The 17,762-nt window shown below is 50.2% G+C and carries 15 protein-coding genes and 5 tRNA genes; 17 read left to right on the top strand and 3 right to left on the bottom strand.

Going from position 1 to position 17,762, the window contains the following annotated elements; translation table 11 throughout:
• Entirely contained in the window at positions 1-252 is a 252-nt protein-coding gene (locus H6624_10160; protein MCB9084697.1) for a hypothetical protein, read from the bottom strand.
• 108 nt (positions 253-360) lie between these two features.
• On the opposite strand from H6624_10160, the gene clpB reads away from it, so the two are divergent.
• The 7 genes from clpB (at position 361) to H6624_10125 (ending at position 9,331) form a co-directional block, all read left to right on the top strand.
• Entirely contained in the window at positions 361-2,928 is a 2,568-nt protein-coding gene (gene clpB / locus H6624_10155) for an ATP-dependent chaperone ClpB (protein ID MCB9084696.1), read from the top strand.
• 220 nt (positions 2,929-3,148) lie between these two features.
• A complete protein-coding gene (locus H6624_10150) occupies positions 3,149-3,769 on the top strand; it encodes a riboflavin synthase (protein ID MCB9084695.1) in 621 nt (206 codons plus the stop codon).
• Positions 3,769-4,977 (top strand): 3,4-dihydroxy-2-butanone-4-phosphate synthase, encoded by a 1,209-nt coding sequence (ribB, locus tag H6624_10145; protein ID MCB9084694.1) that lies wholly within the window; start codon positions 3,769-3,771, stop codon positions 4,975-4,977. The genes H6624_10150 and ribB overlap by 1 nt, the downstream gene beginning before the upstream one ends.
• Positions 4,958-5,437 carry a 6,7-dimethyl-8-ribityllumazine synthase gene (locus H6624_10140; protein ID MCB9084693.1) on the top strand — a complete coding sequence of 160 codons (480 nt, stop codon included), beginning with the start codon at positions 4,958-4,960 and terminating at the stop codon, positions 5,435-5,437. The genes ribB and H6624_10140 overlap by 20 nt, the downstream gene beginning before the upstream one ends.
• A 19-nt stretch (positions 5,438-5,456) precedes the next feature.
• Complete coding sequence (locus H6624_10135; protein MCB9084692.1) at positions 5,457-5,696, top strand: hypothetical protein; 240 nt, start codon at positions 5,457-5,459, stop codon at positions 5,694-5,696.
• 15 nt (positions 5,697-5,711) lie between these two features.
• Positions 5,712-7,973, top strand: coding sequence for a PAS domain-containing protein (locus H6624_10130; protein ID MCB9084691.1), 2,262 nt, complete (start codon positions 5,712-5,714; stop codon positions 7,971-7,973).
• Complete coding sequence (locus tag H6624_10125) at positions 7,970-9,331, top strand: sigma-54-dependent Fis family transcriptional regulator (GenBank protein ID MCB9084690.1); 1,362 nt, start codon at positions 7,970-7,972, stop codon at positions 9,329-9,331. The genes H6624_10130 and H6624_10125 overlap by 4 nt, the downstream gene beginning before the upstream one ends.
• Positions 9,332-9,380: 49 nt before the next feature.
• Here H6624_10125 and H6624_10120 read toward each other — a convergent pair whose 3' ends face one another.
• Entirely contained in the window at positions 9,381-10,595 is a 1,215-nt protein-coding gene (locus H6624_10120; protein MCB9084689.1) for a twitch domain-containing radical SAM protein, read from the bottom strand.
• Entirely contained in the window at positions 10,592-11,983 is a 1,392-nt protein-coding gene (locus tag H6624_10115; protein ID MCB9084688.1) for a twitch domain-containing radical SAM protein, read from the bottom strand. Before H6624_10115 ends, H6624_10120 begins: the two co-directional genes overlap by 4 nt.
• 33 nt (positions 11,984-12,016) lie before the next feature.
• Here H6624_10115 and H6624_10110 point away from each other — a divergent pair, with 33 nt between their 5' ends.
• The 10 genes from H6624_10110 to secE all read left to right on the top strand — a co-directional run bounded on the left by H6624_10110 (position 12,017) and on the right by secE (position 17,762).
• Complete coding sequence (locus H6624_10110; protein ID MCB9084687.1) at positions 12,017-13,756, top strand: proline--tRNA ligase; 1,740 nt, start codon at positions 12,017-12,019, stop codon at positions 13,754-13,756.
• Complete coding sequence (pyrF, locus tag H6624_10105) at positions 13,756-14,460, top strand: orotidine-5'-phosphate decarboxylase (GenBank protein ID MCB9084686.1); 705 nt, start codon at positions 13,756-13,758, stop codon at positions 14,458-14,460. The genes H6624_10110 and pyrF overlap by 1 nt, the downstream gene beginning before the upstream one ends.
• A gap of 154 nt (positions 14,461-14,614) precedes the next feature.
• Positions 14,615-15,325, top strand: coding sequence for a 23S rRNA (guanosine(2251)-2'-O)-methyltransferase RlmB (gene rlmB, locus H6624_10100; protein MCB9084685.1), 711 nt, complete (start codon positions 14,615-14,617; stop codon positions 15,323-15,325).
• A gap of 120 nt (positions 15,326-15,445) precedes the next feature.
• Positions 15,446-15,521, top strand: a tRNA-Thr gene (locus tag H6624_10095).
• An 82-nt stretch (positions 15,522-15,603) separates the two neighbouring features.
• Positions 15,604-15,689: transfer RNA gene (locus H6624_10090), tRNA-Tyr, on the top strand.
• Between the two features lie 39 nt (positions 15,690-15,728).
• Positions 15,729-15,805 (top strand) — tRNA-Gly (locus H6624_10085).
• A 9-nt stretch (positions 15,806-15,814) separates the two neighbouring features.
• A tRNA-Thr gene (locus tag H6624_10080) sits at positions 15,815-15,889 on the top strand.
• A 133-nt stretch (positions 15,890-16,022) separates the two neighbouring features.
• Positions 16,023-17,216: an elongation factor Tu gene (tuf, locus tag H6624_10075; protein MCB9084684.1), complete on the top strand. Its 1,194-nt coding sequence runs from the start codon at positions 16,023-16,025 to the stop codon at positions 17,214-17,216.
• A gap of 63 nt (positions 17,217-17,279) precedes the next feature.
• Positions 17,280-17,356, top strand: a tRNA-Trp gene (locus H6624_10070).
• Between the two features lie 28 nt (positions 17,357-17,384).
• Positions 17,385-17,762, top strand: coding sequence for a preprotein translocase subunit SecE (gene secE, locus H6624_10065; protein MCB9084683.1), 378 nt, complete (start codon positions 17,385-17,387; stop codon positions 17,760-17,762).

The raw sequence follows: 17,762 nt of genomic DNA, 5'->3' as shown, positions 1-17,762 counted from the left end.
TTAGTCGATCTCAAGAAAACGGCAGATAGCCATTTTGCCCGTTAAATTGTAGGTGCGCAATTGGGCATCACGACCATGGAGGTCATGGCTAAATCCCATGGAGCAGTCCACTTTATCGCCGTCAAAATGAACACACTGCTCACAGCAATAGGTGAATTTGAGAGTGCGGAAGTCCTTGGGGTGAATCCCGTCTAGGATCACACTCTTTCTGCCTGGGTTCAGGCGTCGGCTGGCGACGTATCCTGCTGACATTGACAAATCCTCATTTGGCCTCAGATTAGTGTTAACGATCGGCGGCAAGTCTAGCCCCTCCCGAGGGGATTGCAACCTAAAAGGTGGCTTATGAACGACATAGAAAAAATGACCCGAATGAGCCAACTGGCCATGCAATCGGCCGCACAATTGGCTGAAGGGAATCAAAACCCGGCGGTTGAGCCCTGGCACCTGTTGCTGGCATTATTGGATCAAGATGATGGGATCGTTACCCGTGTCTTGGAGCAGGGGCTCAAGGCTGACTTGAGGGGCCTTAGAAAAGACGTGGATTCTCAGGTGGACCGCCTTCCAAAGGTGACGGGTGACAATATTCGAGTTCACGCCGGCCCTGACCTGGTTCGCCTTTTCCAGGGGGCGGAAAAAGAGGCCCGCTCAATGGATGATGATTATGTGTCCACTGAGCACTTTGTTTTGTCGGCCCTTAAGGGAAATGCTCCAGCGGTCGCCGAAACTTTGAAAAAGTTTGGAGTTACAGAGCAAAAATTTGTGGAGGCACTGAGTACAATGCGTGGTAATCAACGAGTGACAGACGACAATCCAGAAGCCAAATTCGATGCTCTAAAAAAGTATGCCAGGGATCTCACCCACCTGGCCGAAGAGGGAAAATTGGATCCTGTCGTGGGCCGAGACGAGGAAATCAGACGAGTCATTCAAGTCCTATCCCGACGGACCAAGAACAATCCGGTTCTTATAGGCGAACCCGGAGTGGGAAAAACAGCCATTGCCGAAGGTCTTGCCCTGAGGATTATAAATCAAGATGTACCCGATGTACTGGTGGGTAAAAAATTAATGGCTCTCGACATGGGAGCCCTCATTGCCGGTGCCAAGTATCGCGGAGAGTTTGAGGATCGCCTCAAGGCCGTCATCAAGGAGGTCGCCTCCAGCGATGGACAGGTCGTCATGTTTATTGACGAGATGCACACTCTGGTCGGGGCGGGAAAAACCGATGGTGCCATGGATGCTGGTCAGATTTTGAAGCCGGCGCTCGCGCGCGGGGAGCTGCGCTGTATTGGTGCCACCACATTAGATGAGTACCGCCAATACATTGAAAAGGATAAAGCTCTGGAGAGACGCTTTCAGACGGTTTTTGTCGAAGAACCCAGTGTTCAGGATGCGATTACTATCCTGCGCGGGTTAAAGGAAAAATACGAAGTTCACCATGGAGTGAGAATCACAGATTCGGCAATTGTGTCGGCGGTGAAGCTCTCCCACCGCTATATCACCAGCCGCTTTTTGCCGGACAAGGCGATTGATTTGATGGATGAGGCTGCGAGCCGTTTGAGTATTGAGATTAACAGTGTTCCCTCCGCCATTGATGAGATCGAACGCAAGATCATGCAGCTGCAAATTGAGCGTGAAGCTTTGAAGAAGGAGAAGGATAAGGGCGCCAAAGATCGTTTGTCCACCGTTGAGAACGACATCAAGGAGTTGAATGGCAAGCTGCAGACCCTACGCCAGCAGTGGGAGTCGGAAAAGGGTGAGATCGGTGGGTTAAAAACCACCAAAGAAGAGATTGAACGAATCAAGGTCGATATCGAAAGGGCCGAGCGTGAAGGCAACCTGGAAAAAGCGGCGGAGCTCAAATACGGAAAACTCCCCGAGATGGAGAAGCGCCTTTCTGATTATGAACAGGATGCCGACAGAAAGCCCAATGAGTCACGAATGTTGAAAGAAGAGGTAGGGCCCGAGGAAATTGCCGAAGTGGTTTCCAAATGGACGGGTGTACCAGTTAGCAAGATGCTTCAGTCCGACATGCAAAAGCTGTTGGAGATGGAGAACATTCTCCGTGAACGGGTGGTGGGCCAGGATCAGGCTCTTACTGTCGTGGCGGATGCCATTCGCCGCGCTCGCGCTGAAATCTCTGATCCCAATCAGCCCATTGGCACCTTCTTTTTTCTCGGGCCTACAGGGGTTGGAAAGACTGAAACCGCCAAGGCCTTGGCAGAGTTCATGTTTGATACACAAGAGGCTATGGTTCGCATCGACATGTCCGAGTACATGGAAAAGCATTCCGTCTCCCGTCTGATCGGAGCTCCTCCGGGTTACGTGGGCTATGAAGAGGGAGGTCAGTTGACCGAAAGAGTGAGGCGTCGGCCATATAGTGTCATCCTGCTTGACGAGATGGAAAAAGCTCACCCGGAGGTTTTCAATGTGCTTCTCCAGGTGATGGACGATGGCCGCCTGACTGATGGCCAGGGAAGGACAGTTGATTTTCGCAACACGGTATTGATCATGACGTCGAACGTCGGTTCCCACGCCCTTGTCGATGACAAGTTGTCGCAAGAGGAGAAAGAACTGGCTGCCCGCGAAGCCCTCAGGCAAAGCTTTCGCCCCGAGTTTTTAAATCGCATTGATGAAGTCGTCATTTTTAACAGCCTCGGCGAAGATCAGCTCAATGGGATCGTGGAGATTCAATTGGATGAGGTTCGCAAACGATTGGCAGAAAAGAAGATCGACCTCGTCTTTGATCAGAAAGCGGTCGCCTATTTGGCCAAGAAGGGATTTGATCCTCTCTACGGGGCCCGCCCCCTCCGCCGGGTGATTCAGGCTGAGGTACTGAATGTGCTGGCCAAAAAACTTATCGGCGGTACGGTGAAGGCCGAGGATAAATTGACGATTGGAGCAAATGACCTGGGACTCGAATTCAGTCTCTAGGACTCAGCTCCAAATAAGGGGGCCAGGGCCAATTTGCACTGGCTGATTTCTTGACGAAATCCTTATACAAGAGTACTTTCGCGCTCATCCGAGGCACAGTTTATCCTCTGGGAAACGGACTTCTCGCAATTGGGAGATCTGGCCTCTTTCCGACCATGTAATTCTTTCGTTATTTGTCAGTTGGGTGACAAAGTTGGCGGCCCAGCTGGAAATGGGGCCAATGTTTTCGGGTATTGTTGAAACCCAGTCTCCCATATTGAGTGCTCGTCCCAGGCCTGGGGTGGTCGAAATCCACATTAAGAGACCAAGTGATTTCAATGATTTGTCCATTGGTGAGAGTATTTGTGTCGATGGCGTCTGTCTGACCATTGAGAGCTTTGACCAAGAAAAGATGGTCTTCGCCCTGGCGGCAGAGACTTTGCAAGTTACAGGTTGGAGCCTGGCGGAATTGCCAAGCAAAACCGTGAACTTAGAGAGGAGCCTGGCATTTGGCGCCCGCGTTCACGGGCACTTGGTGACTGGCCACGTGGAAGGCCTGGGAAGGGTAATGAGATTTTCCCAGGATGGTGAGATTGCCTTCCTGAAGATTGGTTTTCCAGAACAATTGGCTCCTTACTTCTGGCGAAAGGGAAGTGTGGCAATAAACGGAGTAAGCCTTACGATTAACCGGGTAGAGGGAAACAGCCTCGAAGTCTGTTTGATCCCGGAGACCTTGAAACGGACTAACCTCGGAGGTCTTTCTTCTCAAGGGACCGTTAATTTGGAAGTCGATCCTTTCGCGCGAGGTGTAGTAGAGACCTCGCGTTTCTTTTTTGAGCAGCATCAACAGGAGCAGAATTGATGAACACTGTTGTTGAACTGCTCGAGGATATTCGTAATGGCAAAATGGTGATCCTCATCGACGATGAGGACAGAGAGAATGAAGGTGATCTCATTCTTGCGGCTGATCACGTCACACCGGAAAAAATCAACTTCATGGCCACTCATGCCCGAGGCCTGATTTGCCTTTCGCTGACGACCGGTCAAATTCAACGTCTGTCCCTGCCTTTGATGGTCAAGGACGAGCGCAATGCCTCGGCCAACAAGACGGCCTTCACCGTTTCAATTGAGGCGGCCGAAGGAGTGACCACTGGTATCTCGGCAGCTGACAGAGCCCATACCATTCGAGTGGCAGCCAGCCCTCAGGCTCAGGCCAATGATGTGGTGACTCCAGGACACATTTTCCCCATTCGTGCTCAAGAAGGTGGAGTTCTCCGTAGGGCCGGACACACCGAAGCCAGTGTAGACCTCGCCCGCTTGGCCGGTCTCAATTCATCTGCTGTCATTTGCGAGATCATGAATGAGGATGGAACGATGGCCCGCCTTCCTGATTTAAAGAAGTTTGCTCAGGCCAACGATATCAAAATAGGCACCATTGAAAGTCTTATTGAATACCGCATCCAGAACGAAATGTTTGTTGAAGAGATCGCCCGCTCACCTCTTCCATCCTCATTGGGTGAAGGATTTGAGGTTCGGGTTTATCGCAATGAGCTGGACGGTCGTGAGCATCTTGCTCTGGTAAAGGGAGATTTGAACCCTCAGACACCAGCCTTGGTGCGTGTACATACCTCCAACCTTCTTGGCGACGTGTTTGGCAGTATGAGGTCCCAAAGTGGTGAGTATTTGCGATCCGCCATGGATTTGATCAATCGGGAAGGTTTGGGTGCATTGGTCTATTTGCGTATGGAGGACATGGAAGGCCGACTTCTTCATCGAGTGAAGGAATACGCCAAAATGGCTGACGAGGAAAAGGGCCTGGATATTCAGCCCAAACAATTTCGCGCGGACTACAAGGACTATGGAGTCGGAGCGCAAATCCTCCGGGCTTTGGGTTTGAAAAAAATCCGTTTGATGACAAACAATCCGTCCAAGCGGGTTGGCTTACCGGGATACGGCCTAGAGATTGTGGACACAGTTGAACTGCCAATTGATCGTCGGACGTCCCCAACATTAGGAAATGCAATTAATCAGTTTCTAGGGGAGGTATTCAATGAATCTCATCCAGGGTGAATTGAACTATCGCGAAGATCTAAAGATTGGTCTGGTCACCTCTCGGTTCAATCAGGAAATCACTGAGAGATTGGAAACCTGTGCTCTCAAACGCTTGGCAGACCTTGGTTTTAAAGAGAGTCAGTTGGTGGTCACTCGGGTCCCGGGTGCCCTAGAGATCCCCTTTGCTGTCCAGGCCTTATTGAGGCACGGCTGTGATGGTGTGGTGGCTCTTGGAGCGGTTATTCGTGGTGAGACCAGCCATTATGATTATGTGTGTGCCGGGGCCGAGCGGGGATGCTCCCATCTGCAGATCAAATACAAGAAGCCTGTGGCCTTCGGAGTTCTGACCACAGAGAATGAAGAGCAGGCGTTGGCAAGAAGTGGCGGCGACAAATGCGACAAAGGCGCTGAGGCCGTCGACGTGGTGATTGAGTTAATCGATTTGATGAAAAAGTTAAAAGAGAACAAAAACACCTAGGCTAAAAGGAGAAGAAGAGATGTCCAGCGAAAATCTTTCTGGCGTAACAATCAACGATTTTTATAATCAACTGGCGGATCGCGTAAGTGCATATAACGCAAGATTGTTGATTCAGCGAGCTGTGCTGCAATCTGGTCTTGGCAGCAGCCACGAAGAGCAGTTGAATGTAGATGATGCTAAGGCGATTTGCCTTGAGCTGATAAAAAAGGGTGGTCCTGCCTTTCAAGTGGGCAAGGACATGTATACGCGTTTTCAGTAACCCTTACAGGTGTGAATGACCCGAGATGAACATGGGCCTCGAACAGGCGACATTCAAGAAAAGCAAAAGCGGAAGAGAGAGATCCTAGCTCTCATTCCGCTTGGCCTGTTATTCCTTGTTCTGACCTGGATCGAGTTTCAGCTCTTTGGCTACAGTCAGTCCCTGCCCTTTGTTCACTCTGTATTTTTCTTTGGTCTCGTCAATTTCAACATTGTTATTCTCCTGCTCCTGCTGTTTCTGATTTTTCGCAACATTGTAAAGGTCTTTGCGGAGAAGCAGGGCGGAGTCATGGGGAGCACCCTTAAAGGTAAGCTCATTGCCGCATTTGTGGCCTTCAGTACCATCCCTACCATATTGATGTTTTTGATTTCGGTCTTTTACATTAACTCCAGTTTTGACAAATGGTTCAACGAGAAGATCTCCGGAGTTCTAAAGAGCGCTCTGGAGGTTACCAATGCCTATGTATTGTCGGCCAAAAAGAAGAACTATCACTTTGCCAACCAGATTGCGACTGAGCTGAAGCGTCAGGAGGGCAGCGATACAATTCGGCTTCAACTGAGCGAGTTGCGTGAGAAGTACCGCTTGGATGCGGTGGAGTTTTATCCGTCTTTATTTGGTGAGCGTCTCATTGAGGTGTCTCGGGCGGATGCCATTCCTGAGGTTCCTCGGGCCTCGATGGAGTTTCTGCAAAAGGGGATTGAGCAGGGGCATGAAGGTAGCACTCTCCACCATTTTGCTGAGGGCAACCTGGTGCGAGTGATCGTACCTGTGGCCAATAAAGGTGCTGTTGTTGTATCCAGCTACATCCCCATGTCCCTTCTGGCCAAGATGGACGCCATCATGGGTGCCTATGAGGACTTTCGCGATCTCAACCCAATCGAATATCCGCTTAAGTCCATCTATTTGATTATTCTGATCCTTATGACCCTGGTTATTCTGCTGGCTGCAACCTGGTTTGGCTTTTATCTTGCCCGGCAGTTATCGGTCCCTCTTGAGAGACTGGGAGAGGCAACCAAGAGATTGGCCAAGGGAGACTACCAGTTGGTCGAGGCAACGGCCGGTTCTGCGGAGATGGGGCATCTCATCGAGAGTTTTAACTCAATGACCAGACAGCTGGAAACCTCCGAGCGGGAGGTGTTGGCTGCCAACCGCACCCTTCAGGAGACGCTCGAACGCCTCGATGAGCACTCCAAATACATTGAGGTTGTGCTCTCAAATGCAAGCACAGGAGTGGTGTCTGTCGATGAAAGGGGCATTATCACCATGGTCAACCACCATGCAGCGGAGCTTTTGGAAATCGAACCCTCCACATTGGTTGGCAAAAAGGCCAAGGACGTTCTTAGTCCCGAGTATTATGGAATTTTCGACGACTTGCTCAGATCAATGAAGCAGCACAATGCGGTCAGTATTGAAAAAGAAGTCCATATTAATGTGAATGGACGGACCGTTCCTTTGAGAATGACCTTGAGCGTGCTCTACGATGACAATAAGAGGGAGTTGGGCAAGGTCTTGGTTTTTGATGATCTTACGCCGATATTGAGTGCCCAGCGGGCGGCGGCCTGGACAGAGGTGGCAAGGCGGATCGCCCATGAAATCAAGAATCCTCTGACGCCAATTAAGTTAGCGGCGCAGAGATTAGAGAAGAAGTTTGGCACCCAGATTGAGGATTCGGCTTTTAAGGAGTCCATTCACATGATTATCGAACAGGTCGATGACATGAAGACCCTGGTTAATGAGTTTAGTAGTTTCGCTCGTATGCCCAAGTCCAACCCTCAGGTTGGGGACCTTAATAAAGTCATTCAGGAAGCCATGGTTTTGTTTAAGACCGGCGAGCGAGGTCAACGTCTGACCTTCCAGCCGGATGAAGAGCTTCCGCGCTTTCGCTTTGATCATGATCAATTGAAGAGGGCCGTGACGAACCTCATTGATAATGCCTTGGGTGCGACTCAGCGCTTGAGTCACCCGAGGGTCGATGTGCAAACTGAATTTGACCCATTGCTTAAGATTGTACGTCTAACAGTTGCCGACAATGGCGAGGGCATTAATCGACAGATGAGGTCGAGGATTTTTGAGCCCTATGTCACGACTAAAGAACAGGGCACGGGCTTAGGTCTGGCCATTGTAAAAAGAACAATAGAAGACCACAATGGCTTTATCCGGGCCTTGCCAAACCAGCCCCGTGGTACAAAGATGGTGATTGAATTGCCGGTGATTGAAGTGGATCACGAACAGTCTATGGTTAGGACCTTGGTCCGGCGAGAGGAACAGGGAATATGATTAAAAATTCACCTCGTATTTTGGTGGTCGATGATGAAACTGCAATCTGCCAGGTGCTGTCTGCTTCGTTGCGGGATGAGGGCTACCAGGTCCAGACGGCCAAAGATGGCCTGAGGGGCCTTCAGGCGATTGAGCAGTTTAGACCAGCCATTGTCCTACTAGATATTTGGATGCCGGGTGAAATGGATGGATTGGAAGTCTTGAAGCGAGCCAAATCCCGCTTTCCTGGCACCCAGTACATCATCATGTCAGGTCATGGAACAATTGAGACGGCGGTTAAGGCCACTAAGCTTGGCGCTTGGGACTTTGTTGAAAAGCCCCTCTCCATGGATAAGATTTTAATTCTCATCAAGAATATTCTTTCCTTTGAAAACGAGAGGGGCGAAAAGAACGCTCTTCTCAATCGTTTGCGGAAGAACATCGCCATTATTGGCGAGTCAAAGAGTATGGTGGTTCTGAAGCAGATGATTTCTCGGGTGGCACCCACGGACTCGTGGGTCCTGATTACTGGTGAAAACGGTACGGGTAAAGAGTTAGTGGCTCAGAATATCCACTACTTGAGTCCTCGAGCGGGAAGACCCTTGATAGAGGTCAATTGCGCGGCCATCCCAAAGGACCTCATTGAGTCCGAGCTGTTTGGCTATGAAAAGGGCGCCTTTACTGGAGCGGAAAAGGGTAAGAAAGGTAAGTTTGATATGGCCAATGGCGGCACTCTCTTTCTCGATGAGATTGCCGACATGAGCTTAGATGCTCAAGCTAAAATCTTGCGAATCCTTCAGGAGCGAAAGTTTCAAAGGGTCGGTGGCAACGAAACGATTGAAGTGGATGTGCGGGTAGTAGCTGCGACCAACAAGAATCTCGAAGAGGAAATCAAAGAGGGCCGGTTTCGCGAGGACCTCTATTATCGGCTCAACGTGATTCCCTTTTATGTACCCGCCCTTCGTGAACGTATCGAAGATATTCCAGGTTTGGTTGTTCATTTTGGTGATCAGATTGCCAGCCAGGGTGGATACCGGCGCAAAATTCTCTCAGAAGCGGCGATGGAAGGCTTGAAGTCTTATTCGTGGCCGGGGAACGTGCGCGAATTGAGAAACTTTGTAGAAAGGCTGTACATTCTCACACCGGGTGATTTTATTGAGGATCATGACCTTCGCTTTGCGGGCCTTACTGAAAGCACTGATCCAGCCACCGGCGATTTGTTGCCAACCTTTCGCGAGGCGCGTGCCCAGTTTGAGAGAGACTTCTTGCTTAAGAAGATTGGCGAAAACAATGGTAATATCAGCAAAACGGCTGAGGCCATTGGTCTTGAACGCAGCTATCTCCACCGCAAAATCAAATCATACGGCATCGAAATCTAGTCAGATACTGAAAAGGGCTTAACCGTCAACGTGGTAGCAAGTCCTTTTATCAAGTTAGGTTACTGGTTAGTATGCCTTTGAATTCGGGGACGATGTCTTCTAGATGGATTTGGTGGTATTTATCCAGCTCTCGAGTGTAGCGAAGGAACTGGTCGAAGTATTTGGGCTCTATACTCACGTCCAATACTCTTATAAGATGCTCGATCTCGTTGAAGTTTTGTTCCTCGTTTTCTATTTTTTTCAGAAATGAGCGGAGTTTCTCTTGAGCTAATTGCCTAAGTGGCTTTGGCAGGACACCTACCTGCAGACAATGGGGAAATTTGATGAGTGCTCTGAAGCTCGCATGGCATTTAACCCGGCGGCTCCAATCAAAAATGTTCTCGATATCAAAAACATTATATGCCTGAACAACTGGGTAGATGTCCAGATAGGCGTTGTTCAGGGTTTGGTACTTCTGGATCGAATTTTCAACCAGAGTCAGGTCATGGCCTCGCCCCCCGCGAATATAGTTAAACAAGCGCCCAACGCCATCAACACTAATGGAAAGGACAACTTTTTTGAACTTTGCTAGTAGAGAAAGGAGTTCCTCATTCGGAGCTACGGTGCCATTGGTGACAATCGTTAAATCAATGTTCGAGGAGTGGCCTCTTTTATCAAGGCTCTGGAGAAACGGAATAAAGTTCTTGGCCAGAAGTGGCTCCCCACCTTTCACAGTGATAAAGCGCAGGCTGCCAAATGATTGCTCAATACTTTTTACAGTTTCCAGATCAGATTCACGTCCATTGAGTTCCTGGTCCACGGTTGATCGGTACTCATGTCCCTCTTGTGCCAAGTGTTGATCAATGGATATCCATTTAGTGCTGTACTGTGAGCTGCACATACGGCAGGCGAGGTTGCAAAGGTTTGAAAAGGACAGATCGAGATTCAAGAGAGGTGGATCATCGCCAACCAAATCTACCGATTCCACCAAGTCGTAACGCTTTAAGGTCGCGAAAAAATAGTCCTTATGAGAGATATAGCCTTCTTCGTGCCGGACTTTGCATGCAACGCAGGACGCTGGCCACTCACCGGCAAGAAACTGCCGTCTGATGACTTTGAGTTTTTCTCCCTTCCACACGTCCAAAAGGGTGTCCCCCACCTTGGAGTCACCGAGCTCCAAACCTTTACTCGATGAGACACAGCAGGCGGAGATCCGCCCATCAGGCAGGAGTGCCAAGGAGGTCCAGGGCATATAGCAGAAGATCTCTGGCAGTTTACTACTCACTCGATCAGCTCCTCCAGCTCAGGAAAGATGTGTTTCCAGCTGTGACCTCTGGTTTGATCAAGGCAACTCACGAAATCAAAAAATTCGCCCATTGAAGAATCCTCATCTGCCCACAGGCTAAATGCATAAGGGAGTATGGAATTAAGTCGACAAAGGGAACGATAATAGGGGGTGTCGTAGTGATCAGCCTTTGCTGTTTTCATGGCCTTATCCACCTTGTCAATGATGTGGATTTTTGTCTTTTCTGGAAGCAGACCAACCGACAAGCTCTTTGGCCACTCCAAAAAACTCCAGACGATCGATACCTGGTCCCCTCGGGATTGAACCCATTTCTGATTCCAAAACCAATCACAAATTTCGACTAAATCCAGGGCATTCAGTATCTGGATTGTCACCAGCAATCGAATTTCAACGCGCGGATAATCCCAGTTTTCCAGCAGACTCATGAGATCAAGGAATTTTGTAAAAGAAATCCCGTCGCGAATGTACTCAAGCTTTTCTCCCAGATCATCGAGGGAAATTCTCAAATCCAGACTGTTAAACTGCTCCCACAGCTGTAGGCATTCTTGGTTGATCATGGTGCCATTGGTGTCGTAGGTGAGATCCACACTCTTGGCCACCCCATGGGCAACGCAGGACTCGAGAATCAACCAATGCTGCCGGGCCAGCAGGGGTTCTCCCCCTGCAAAGTAGAGCTGGCGGATGGATTGAACATTCTTGTGAAGGTAGTTAACCAGGTCAGAACTCTCGTACCATCTGTAGTCAGTCTGGTTGACTTGTTTGGAATACTGGAGGTGTTCCTTGGCGGACTTGGGCAAACGGTCCATCTCTACCATTGCTTTGGCGTCTGGGATCCAATGGGTGGAAAGCTGAGGTCTGCACATAACGCACTTAAGATTACAAACGTTACCCAAGCGCAAATCATAGCTGGCCGGTGGGAAAGGTAGATACCCTGTCTTGTGAGTGGATTGAACCCGGGCTTCAACATCGCTGGTCCAGGGGGGGCGGGTGCGGAGAGTTTTCAATCTTCGACTCTCAAGACCTTGCTTCTCCTGGAGTTTGCAGCGACGGCAAAGATCGGGCAATTGACCATTCAGGATGCTCCTCCGCACAGCCCTCATGGCTTCCCCGTTCCAGGTAGCTTCAATCTCGCCTTTATTGCACAGGGTGACTTCTGATCCGCTGGAATCTCGTAAGGTGGGAGTGTGGCAACAAAGTCGAATCCGCCCAGTGGCAGATGTGGCCAATTGCGTCCATGGGTAGAGACAAAACGTAGGAGGTAGTGGGGTGTTTGAAAGTAGTTGATCCATTGCTAAACAGGCTAGCAGCCAAATCCAGAATTGATAATCCTTTTCAGGCTCATTGGGATGAGTTATATAATGCTTCATGTATAAATCTCCGAAATCTGGTGAGGCGGCAGAATGAAATGGTCTAAGGCATTTATTTACACTCTCAAGGAGAGTCCTGCAGATGCGGAGATTCCCAGTCACAAATTGATGGTTCGGGGCGGCTATATCAAAAAGCTGGCCCCAGGAATTTTCACCTACGGTCCCCTGGCACTTAAGGCGATTCGTAAGTTCGAGAAGATCGTGCGCGAGGAGCATGACAGTAGGGGTGCGGTGGAGTTGTTGATGCCGATGGTGCAACCGAAAGAACTGTGGGAGGAGACCAACCGTTGGTCTGAGATGGGTGACGGCCTCCTCAAATTCGAAAACCGCAATGGCCATGGTTTTTGTCTTGGCGCCACCCACGAGGAAGTGATCACTGACTACGTTCGCAGGGATGTAAAGAGTTATCGAGACCTTCCAGTCACCCTCTATCAAGTTCAAACCAAGTTCCGGGATGAAATTCGCCCTCGCTTTGGACTCATGCGTGGCCGTGAATTCATTATGAAGGACGCCTATAGCTTTGATTTGACCCCGGAAGAGGCCCGTAAGAGTTACGACGTCATGTATGACTGCTACTCCGCCATTTTTCGCCGCTTGGGTGTGGAGTTCCGGGTTGTTCAGGCTGACAGTGGAAATATTGGTGGAAGTTTGTCCCATGAGTTTCAAATCCTTGCTGAAAGTGGCGAAGATCAGCTCCTGGTTTCCAGCGACGGAGATTTTGCGGCCAACATTGAAATTTGCCCCGCGGAGGATGCCAACCCAGAAATGCCATCTGGCGAAGACCTAAGGACATTGGAAAGCTTTCCGACTCCAGGACTCAAAACAATTGTCGATTTGTCCAAGGCCACAGGTGTGCCAGACAAGGGATTGGTCAAAACCATGTTCTTTTCAGCCGCAGATGGGGCCACGGATGATCTCAAGCCAGTTGCTGTCCTGTTGCGTGGGAGCGATGAGGTGAACCCCATCAAGGTGAAGAACCTCCTCGGCTTGGCCAATCCGCCCGAACTCCTGACCGACAAAGAGGTTCAAGGAATCACCGGAGCTTGGCCGGGGTCTTGCGGTCCTGTGGGTCTTAAAATTCCCATTTATATGGATAAGGCTGTGGAAAACATGCGCAACTACATGGTTGGCGCCAACAAGGATGACGAACACCTGCGCCACGTGAACCACGGGCGGGACTATCAGGTCACCAAGGTCGGAGATTTGCGCATGGCTCGCGAAGGAGACAAGTCTCCCGATGGCAAAGGCACTCTCAAGGCCTATCGCGGGATTGAAGTGGGCCACATTTTTTACCTGGGCACCAAGTACTCAAAGGCCATGAATGCCAGCTATTTGAATACCGATGGCAAGCTTGAGCTGATTGAGATGGGTTGCTACGGCATTGGTATATCCCGGACGGTCCAGGCCGTCATTGAACAGAATAACGACAAAGACGGAATTGTCTGGCCTGTGTCTATTGCTCCCTTTCATGTTCACATTTGCCACTTAGACCCTGAGGATCAGGAAGTAAACGCACTGGCGGAGAAGATCTACAAGGAACTCGCCGCCAAGGGTGTGGATGTGCTGCTCGACGACCGAAAAGAGCGGCCCGGCGTGAAGTTCAAAGATGCGGATCTGCTGGGCATGCCCTTGCGTCTGACGATTGGAGCCCGAGGCCTTAAGGACGGCGGCATTGAAGTCGTCAATCGCAGAACCAAGGATATGGCCAAAGTTCCCCCAGCGGACATTGTGGAACATGTGGTGACCTGGCTTAAGGAAAATGGGTGGTCCTAATGTTTCGCGGAATTAAGTCGCCCATCTTTGTGGCTCTCGATGTGGACGAAAAATCTAAGGCGCTGGAAGTCGCCAAACAGGTTGAGCCCTATGTTGGCGGCTTCAAGGTGGGACCTCGATTATGCATGAAGTATGGCGGTGATCTGGTTAAGGAGCTGTCCGAGCTAGGTCATGTCTTTGTGGACAATAAATACTTCGACATTCCCAATACGATGGAGCACGCCATCCGGGCAACTTTTCGGGCCGGAGCCACATTTGCCACAGTCCATGCTCAATCAGGGACCGAGGCCCTCAAGCGTTTGGCTCAAGTGGAGCGTGAACTCAACCGGGAGCGCCCCTTTCGCATCCTGGTTGTGACGATTTTGACCAGCTTTGACCAGAAGGGACTTCCTCCAACCTCTAATGCCATTGAGATTCCCGAGCAGGTGGATTTGTTGGCTCAATTGGCGATGGATTCGGGACTTTCGGGATTGGTCTGTTCCCCTCACGAGGTCCAAAGGGTGAAGAATCATCACCCTGGAGCCTTTGTAGTCACACCGGGGATTCGTCTCCGTGAAGGGGATCAGGGGGATCAAAAACGGATCATGGGTCCTCGCGAAGCCATGCAGTCCGGGGCAACCGCCTTGGTCGTGGGTCGACCGATTGTTGATGCGGAGAACCCAGCGGTAGCTGCTGAAAGGTTCTTCTCTGAAGCTCAAATCTAGATGGGGTAATGGCTGAATGGGACGAGGTAAGAAGAAGGTCAGTGCTGGCCGGAAAAGTGAGAAACCCCGCGGTGGACCACATAGGTCTGGGCGGAGGCCGGTCTCGCCACAGCAATCTCGAAACCCTTTCACTTCCAGTCCACCGGGGCGCTGGGTGATCGGCTGGCACTCCGTCCACGAGGCGCTGCGAGTGCGGCCGGGAAAAATTGGTCAAATCTGTCTGCGTAGCGAAGGCCCCGTCGATCAGGCCTACTCTAATATTGAATCTCAGGCGGAAACCTACCGAATTCCCGTGGAAAAGATGAAAGGCAGCCATTTTGACTACTTAGGTAGTGGACATCAGGGCGTTGCCTGCCGGGTTCTGGAGACTCCAGAGCTGGATTGGGACCTGCTCGATGAAAAAGAGATATCTATATTAATCGTCCTCGATGAAATCGAAGATCCCCATAATCTTGGTGCGGTGATGAGGACCGCCTGGCTTATGGGGGCCGATGGTATCTTGACCCCCCAGGTCCGCTCCGCCGAACTTACGCCCACCGTTGGCAAGATCGCCTCTGGGGGTGCTGAGCATATTCCGGTCGATACCCACGCCAATCTGCCGAGAGCCCTAACTCTTTTAAAAGAAAAGGGTTTTTGGATTTATGGACTCGAAGAGAAGGGTTCAAAGGATCTATGGGAAGTGAGTTTTGCCGACAAAGTGGCTCTTGTCGTGGGCTCCGAGGGGCGAGGTATCCGCACCTCGGTGAGAGGTCAATGTGACCAATTTGTGAGCATTTTCCAGAGGCAAAAGGGGGCGAGTTACAACGCCAGCGTCGCCGCATCCCTGGCTCTGGGAGAGTTCTTTCGACAGCACAAAACCCCTTGAATTATCAAGAAATATCCTTTGACTGGGGTCCGACCCATCAAGTAAAAATGGCGGTTACGTGTCATAAAAAACCTAGGCCTTGCAATATCAATGCTAAATGGATATTTGTGCCGCGATCAAGCTGGGTTAGCTCAATTGGTAGAGCAGCTGATTTGTAATCAGCAGGTTGCGGGTTCGAGTCCCTTACCCAGCTCCAAAAACTAGTTTAGCCAAGCTAAAGTGCTTCGTTGAACGCAAAAGACTAATTCTCAGTCTTGCATTGAACGAAGGATTTTGGCGGAGAGGTGCCCGAGTGGCTAAAGGGGACGGACTGTAAATCCGTTGGCTTATGTCTACGTAGGTTCGAATCCTACCCTCTCCACCAGTGTTATTGAGAGCCGTGGTTGCGGAACTCAATTGGAGAGCGGGAGTAGCTCAATTGGCTAGAGTATCAGCCTTCCAAGCTGAGGGTTGCGGGTTCGAGACCCGTCTCCCGCTCCAAATTTCTCCGCCCATGTGGCTCAGGGGTAGAGCACACCCTTGGTAAGGGTGAGGTCGTGAGTTCGAGTCTCACCATGGGCTCCACTCTCTTTTGAAGAGTGTGAACGAAGTGAAGTTGGAAAGTGAAGTAGAAAGATAAACTTAAGGATTTTTTAAAAATTGGATTTAAACCAGAATTTTTCAGGGAAAAATTCAGGAACCAGGAGGAAAGCCTACAATGTCAAAAGAGAAATTTGACCGATCCAAACCGCACGTCAACATCGGTACTATTGGACACGTTGACCACGGGAAAACGACTCTGACAGCTGCTATCACCAAAGTAATGAACGAAACATACGGTGGCGGAGCTGCGGTTGCTTTCGATCAAATCGATAAAGCTCCGGAAGAGCGTGAGCGCGGTATTACGATCTCAACTGCACACGTTGAGTACGAAACATCTAACCGCCACTACGCACACGTAGACTGTCCTGGTCACGCTGACTATGTGAAGAACATGATCACTGGTGCGGCTCAAATGGACGGTGCCATCCTGGTTGTTTCTGCTGCTGACGGCCCCATGCCTCAGACTCGTGAGCACATCCTGCTTGCTCGTCAGGTAGGTGTTCCTGCGATTGTTGTTTTCATGAACAAAGTTGACATGGTTGACGATGCTGAACTTCTTGAGCTGGTTGAGCTTGAAATTCGTGAGCTCCTCTCCAAGTATGAATTCCCTGGCGACGACATTCCGATCGTAAAGGGTTCTGCTTTGAAAGCTCTTGAGGGCGACTCTTCTGATATTGGAGCTCCTTCAGTTGTTAAGTTGATGGAAGAAGTTGATAAGTATGTTCCAGAACCGGAGCGTCTGACTGACAAGCCCTTCCTGATGCCAATCGAGGACGTGTTCTCAATTTCTGGTCGTGGTACTGTTGTAACAGGCCGGATTGAGCGCGGTATCGTCAAAGTTGGTGATGAAATCGAAATCATCGGTTTGCGTCCCACCACAAAGACGACTGTGACTGGAATTGAAATGTTCCGTAAACTTCTTGATGAAGGTCGCGCTGGTGACAACGCTGGTTGCTTGCTTCGTGGTACCAAGAAAGAAGAAGTTGAGCGCGGACAAGTATTGGCCATCCCTGGTTCAATCACTCCTCATAAGAAATTTAAGTGTGAAGCCTACATCCTGACTAAGGAAGAGGGCGGACGTCACACTCCTTTCTTCAATGGATATCGTCCCCAGTTTTACTTCAGAACAACTGACGTAACCGGCGTGACAACATTGAAGGCTGGAACTGAAATGGTTATGCCTGGTGACCGTGTGGAAATGGAAGTTGAGTTGATTGCTCCGATTGCGATGGAAAAGGAGCTGCGTTTTGCGATCCGTGAAGGTGGTCGTACTGTTGGTGCGGGCGTTGTAACGGAAGTAGTTGAGTAATTTTAGGCGCTTGATAGGCAGACATATAGGGGCCCAATACCGGGGTCCCTATATGTGTTTCGGAGGGTAGTAGCTCTAATTGGTAGAGCAACGGACTCCAAATCCGTAGGTTGTAGGTTCGAATCCTACCTACCCTGCCAACTGAGAGCTGAAAGACGGTGGTTATATATGGATAATAGCACTAAAAAAATCATGACTGTTGCCTTTGTTGTAACGGCCTTCGTGGCGGCCTTGGTCGTCGACGTGTTGCTCGATTCCTTGGCGGCGACGATCGGTGCTGTGGCACGGTTTCGCTCCATGGACATTGTGGCCCATGGTTTACCTGTTGCTGTTGGCCTGATTACTTTCGCGTGTCTGCAATTCAACTCCAAGGTCGTTTTGTGGGCCGATGAAGTGGTTGTGGAGATTCGCAAGGTGGTATGGCCCTCTCGGCGAGACACTTCGGCGATGACCATTGTGACCTGTGTCATGCTTCTCATTTCTGGAACTCTTTTGGGAGTGTTTGATTTTGTGTCCCGAAACCTTATCAAGATGTTCATTAACTGA

The organism is Pseudobdellovibrionaceae bacterium (genome assembly GCA_020635075.1).
Taxonomy (GTDB): Bacteria; Bdellovibrionota; Bdellovibrionia; order Bdellovibrionales; family UBA1609; genus JADZEO01.
Note: the sequence above shows the minus strand (reverse complement) of the source record. Positions and strands in the feature narration are given on the sequence as shown.

What these genes read in the sequence shown, in the direction of transcription:
- H6624_10160 (MCB9084697.1), bottom strand. Translation starts at nt 252, where the DNA reads ATGTCAGCAGGATACGTCGCCAGCCGACGCCTGAACCCAGGCAGAAAG.
- clpB (MCB9084696.1), top strand. Translation starts at nt 361, where the DNA reads ATGACCCGAATGAGCCAACTGGCCATGCAATCGGCCGCACAATTGGCT.
- H6624_10150 (MCB9084695.1), top strand. Translation starts at nt 3,149, where the DNA reads ATGTTTTCGGGTATTGTTGAAACCCAGTCTCCCATATTGAGTGCTCGT.
- ribB (MCB9084694.1), top strand. Translation starts at nt 3,769, where the DNA reads ATGAACACTGTTGTTGAACTGCTCGAGGATATTCGTAATGGCAAAATG.
- H6624_10140 (MCB9084693.1), top strand. Translation starts at nt 4,958, where the DNA reads ATGAATCTCATCCAGGGTGAATTGAACTATCGCGAAGATCTAAAGATT.
- H6624_10135 (MCB9084692.1), top strand. Translation starts at nt 5,457, where the DNA reads ATGTCCAGCGAAAATCTTTCTGGCGTAACAATCAACGATTTTTATAAT.
- H6624_10130 (MCB9084691.1), top strand. Translation starts at nt 5,712, where the DNA reads ATGACCCGAGATGAACATGGGCCTCGAACAGGCGACATTCAAGAAAAG.
- H6624_10125 (MCB9084690.1), top strand. Translation starts at nt 7,970, where the DNA reads ATGATTAAAAATTCACCTCGTATTTTGGTGGTCGATGATGAAACTGCA.
- H6624_10115 (MCB9084688.1), bottom strand. Translation starts at nt 11,983, where the DNA reads ATGAAGCATTATATAACTCATCCCAATGAGCCTGAAAAGGATTATCAA.
- H6624_10110 (MCB9084687.1), top strand. Translation starts at nt 12,017, where the DNA reads ATGAAATGGTCTAAGGCATTTATTTACACTCTCAAGGAGAGTCCTGCA.
- pyrF (MCB9084686.1), top strand. Translation starts at nt 13,756, where the DNA reads ATGTTTCGCGGAATTAAGTCGCCCATCTTTGTGGCTCTCGATGTGGAC.
- tuf (MCB9084684.1), top strand. Translation starts at nt 16,023, where the DNA reads ATGTCAAAAGAGAAATTTGACCGATCCAAACCGCACGTCAACATCGGT.
- secE (MCB9084683.1), top strand. Translation starts at nt 17,385, where the DNA reads ATGGATAATAGCACTAAAAAAATCATGACTGTTGCCTTTGTTGTAACG.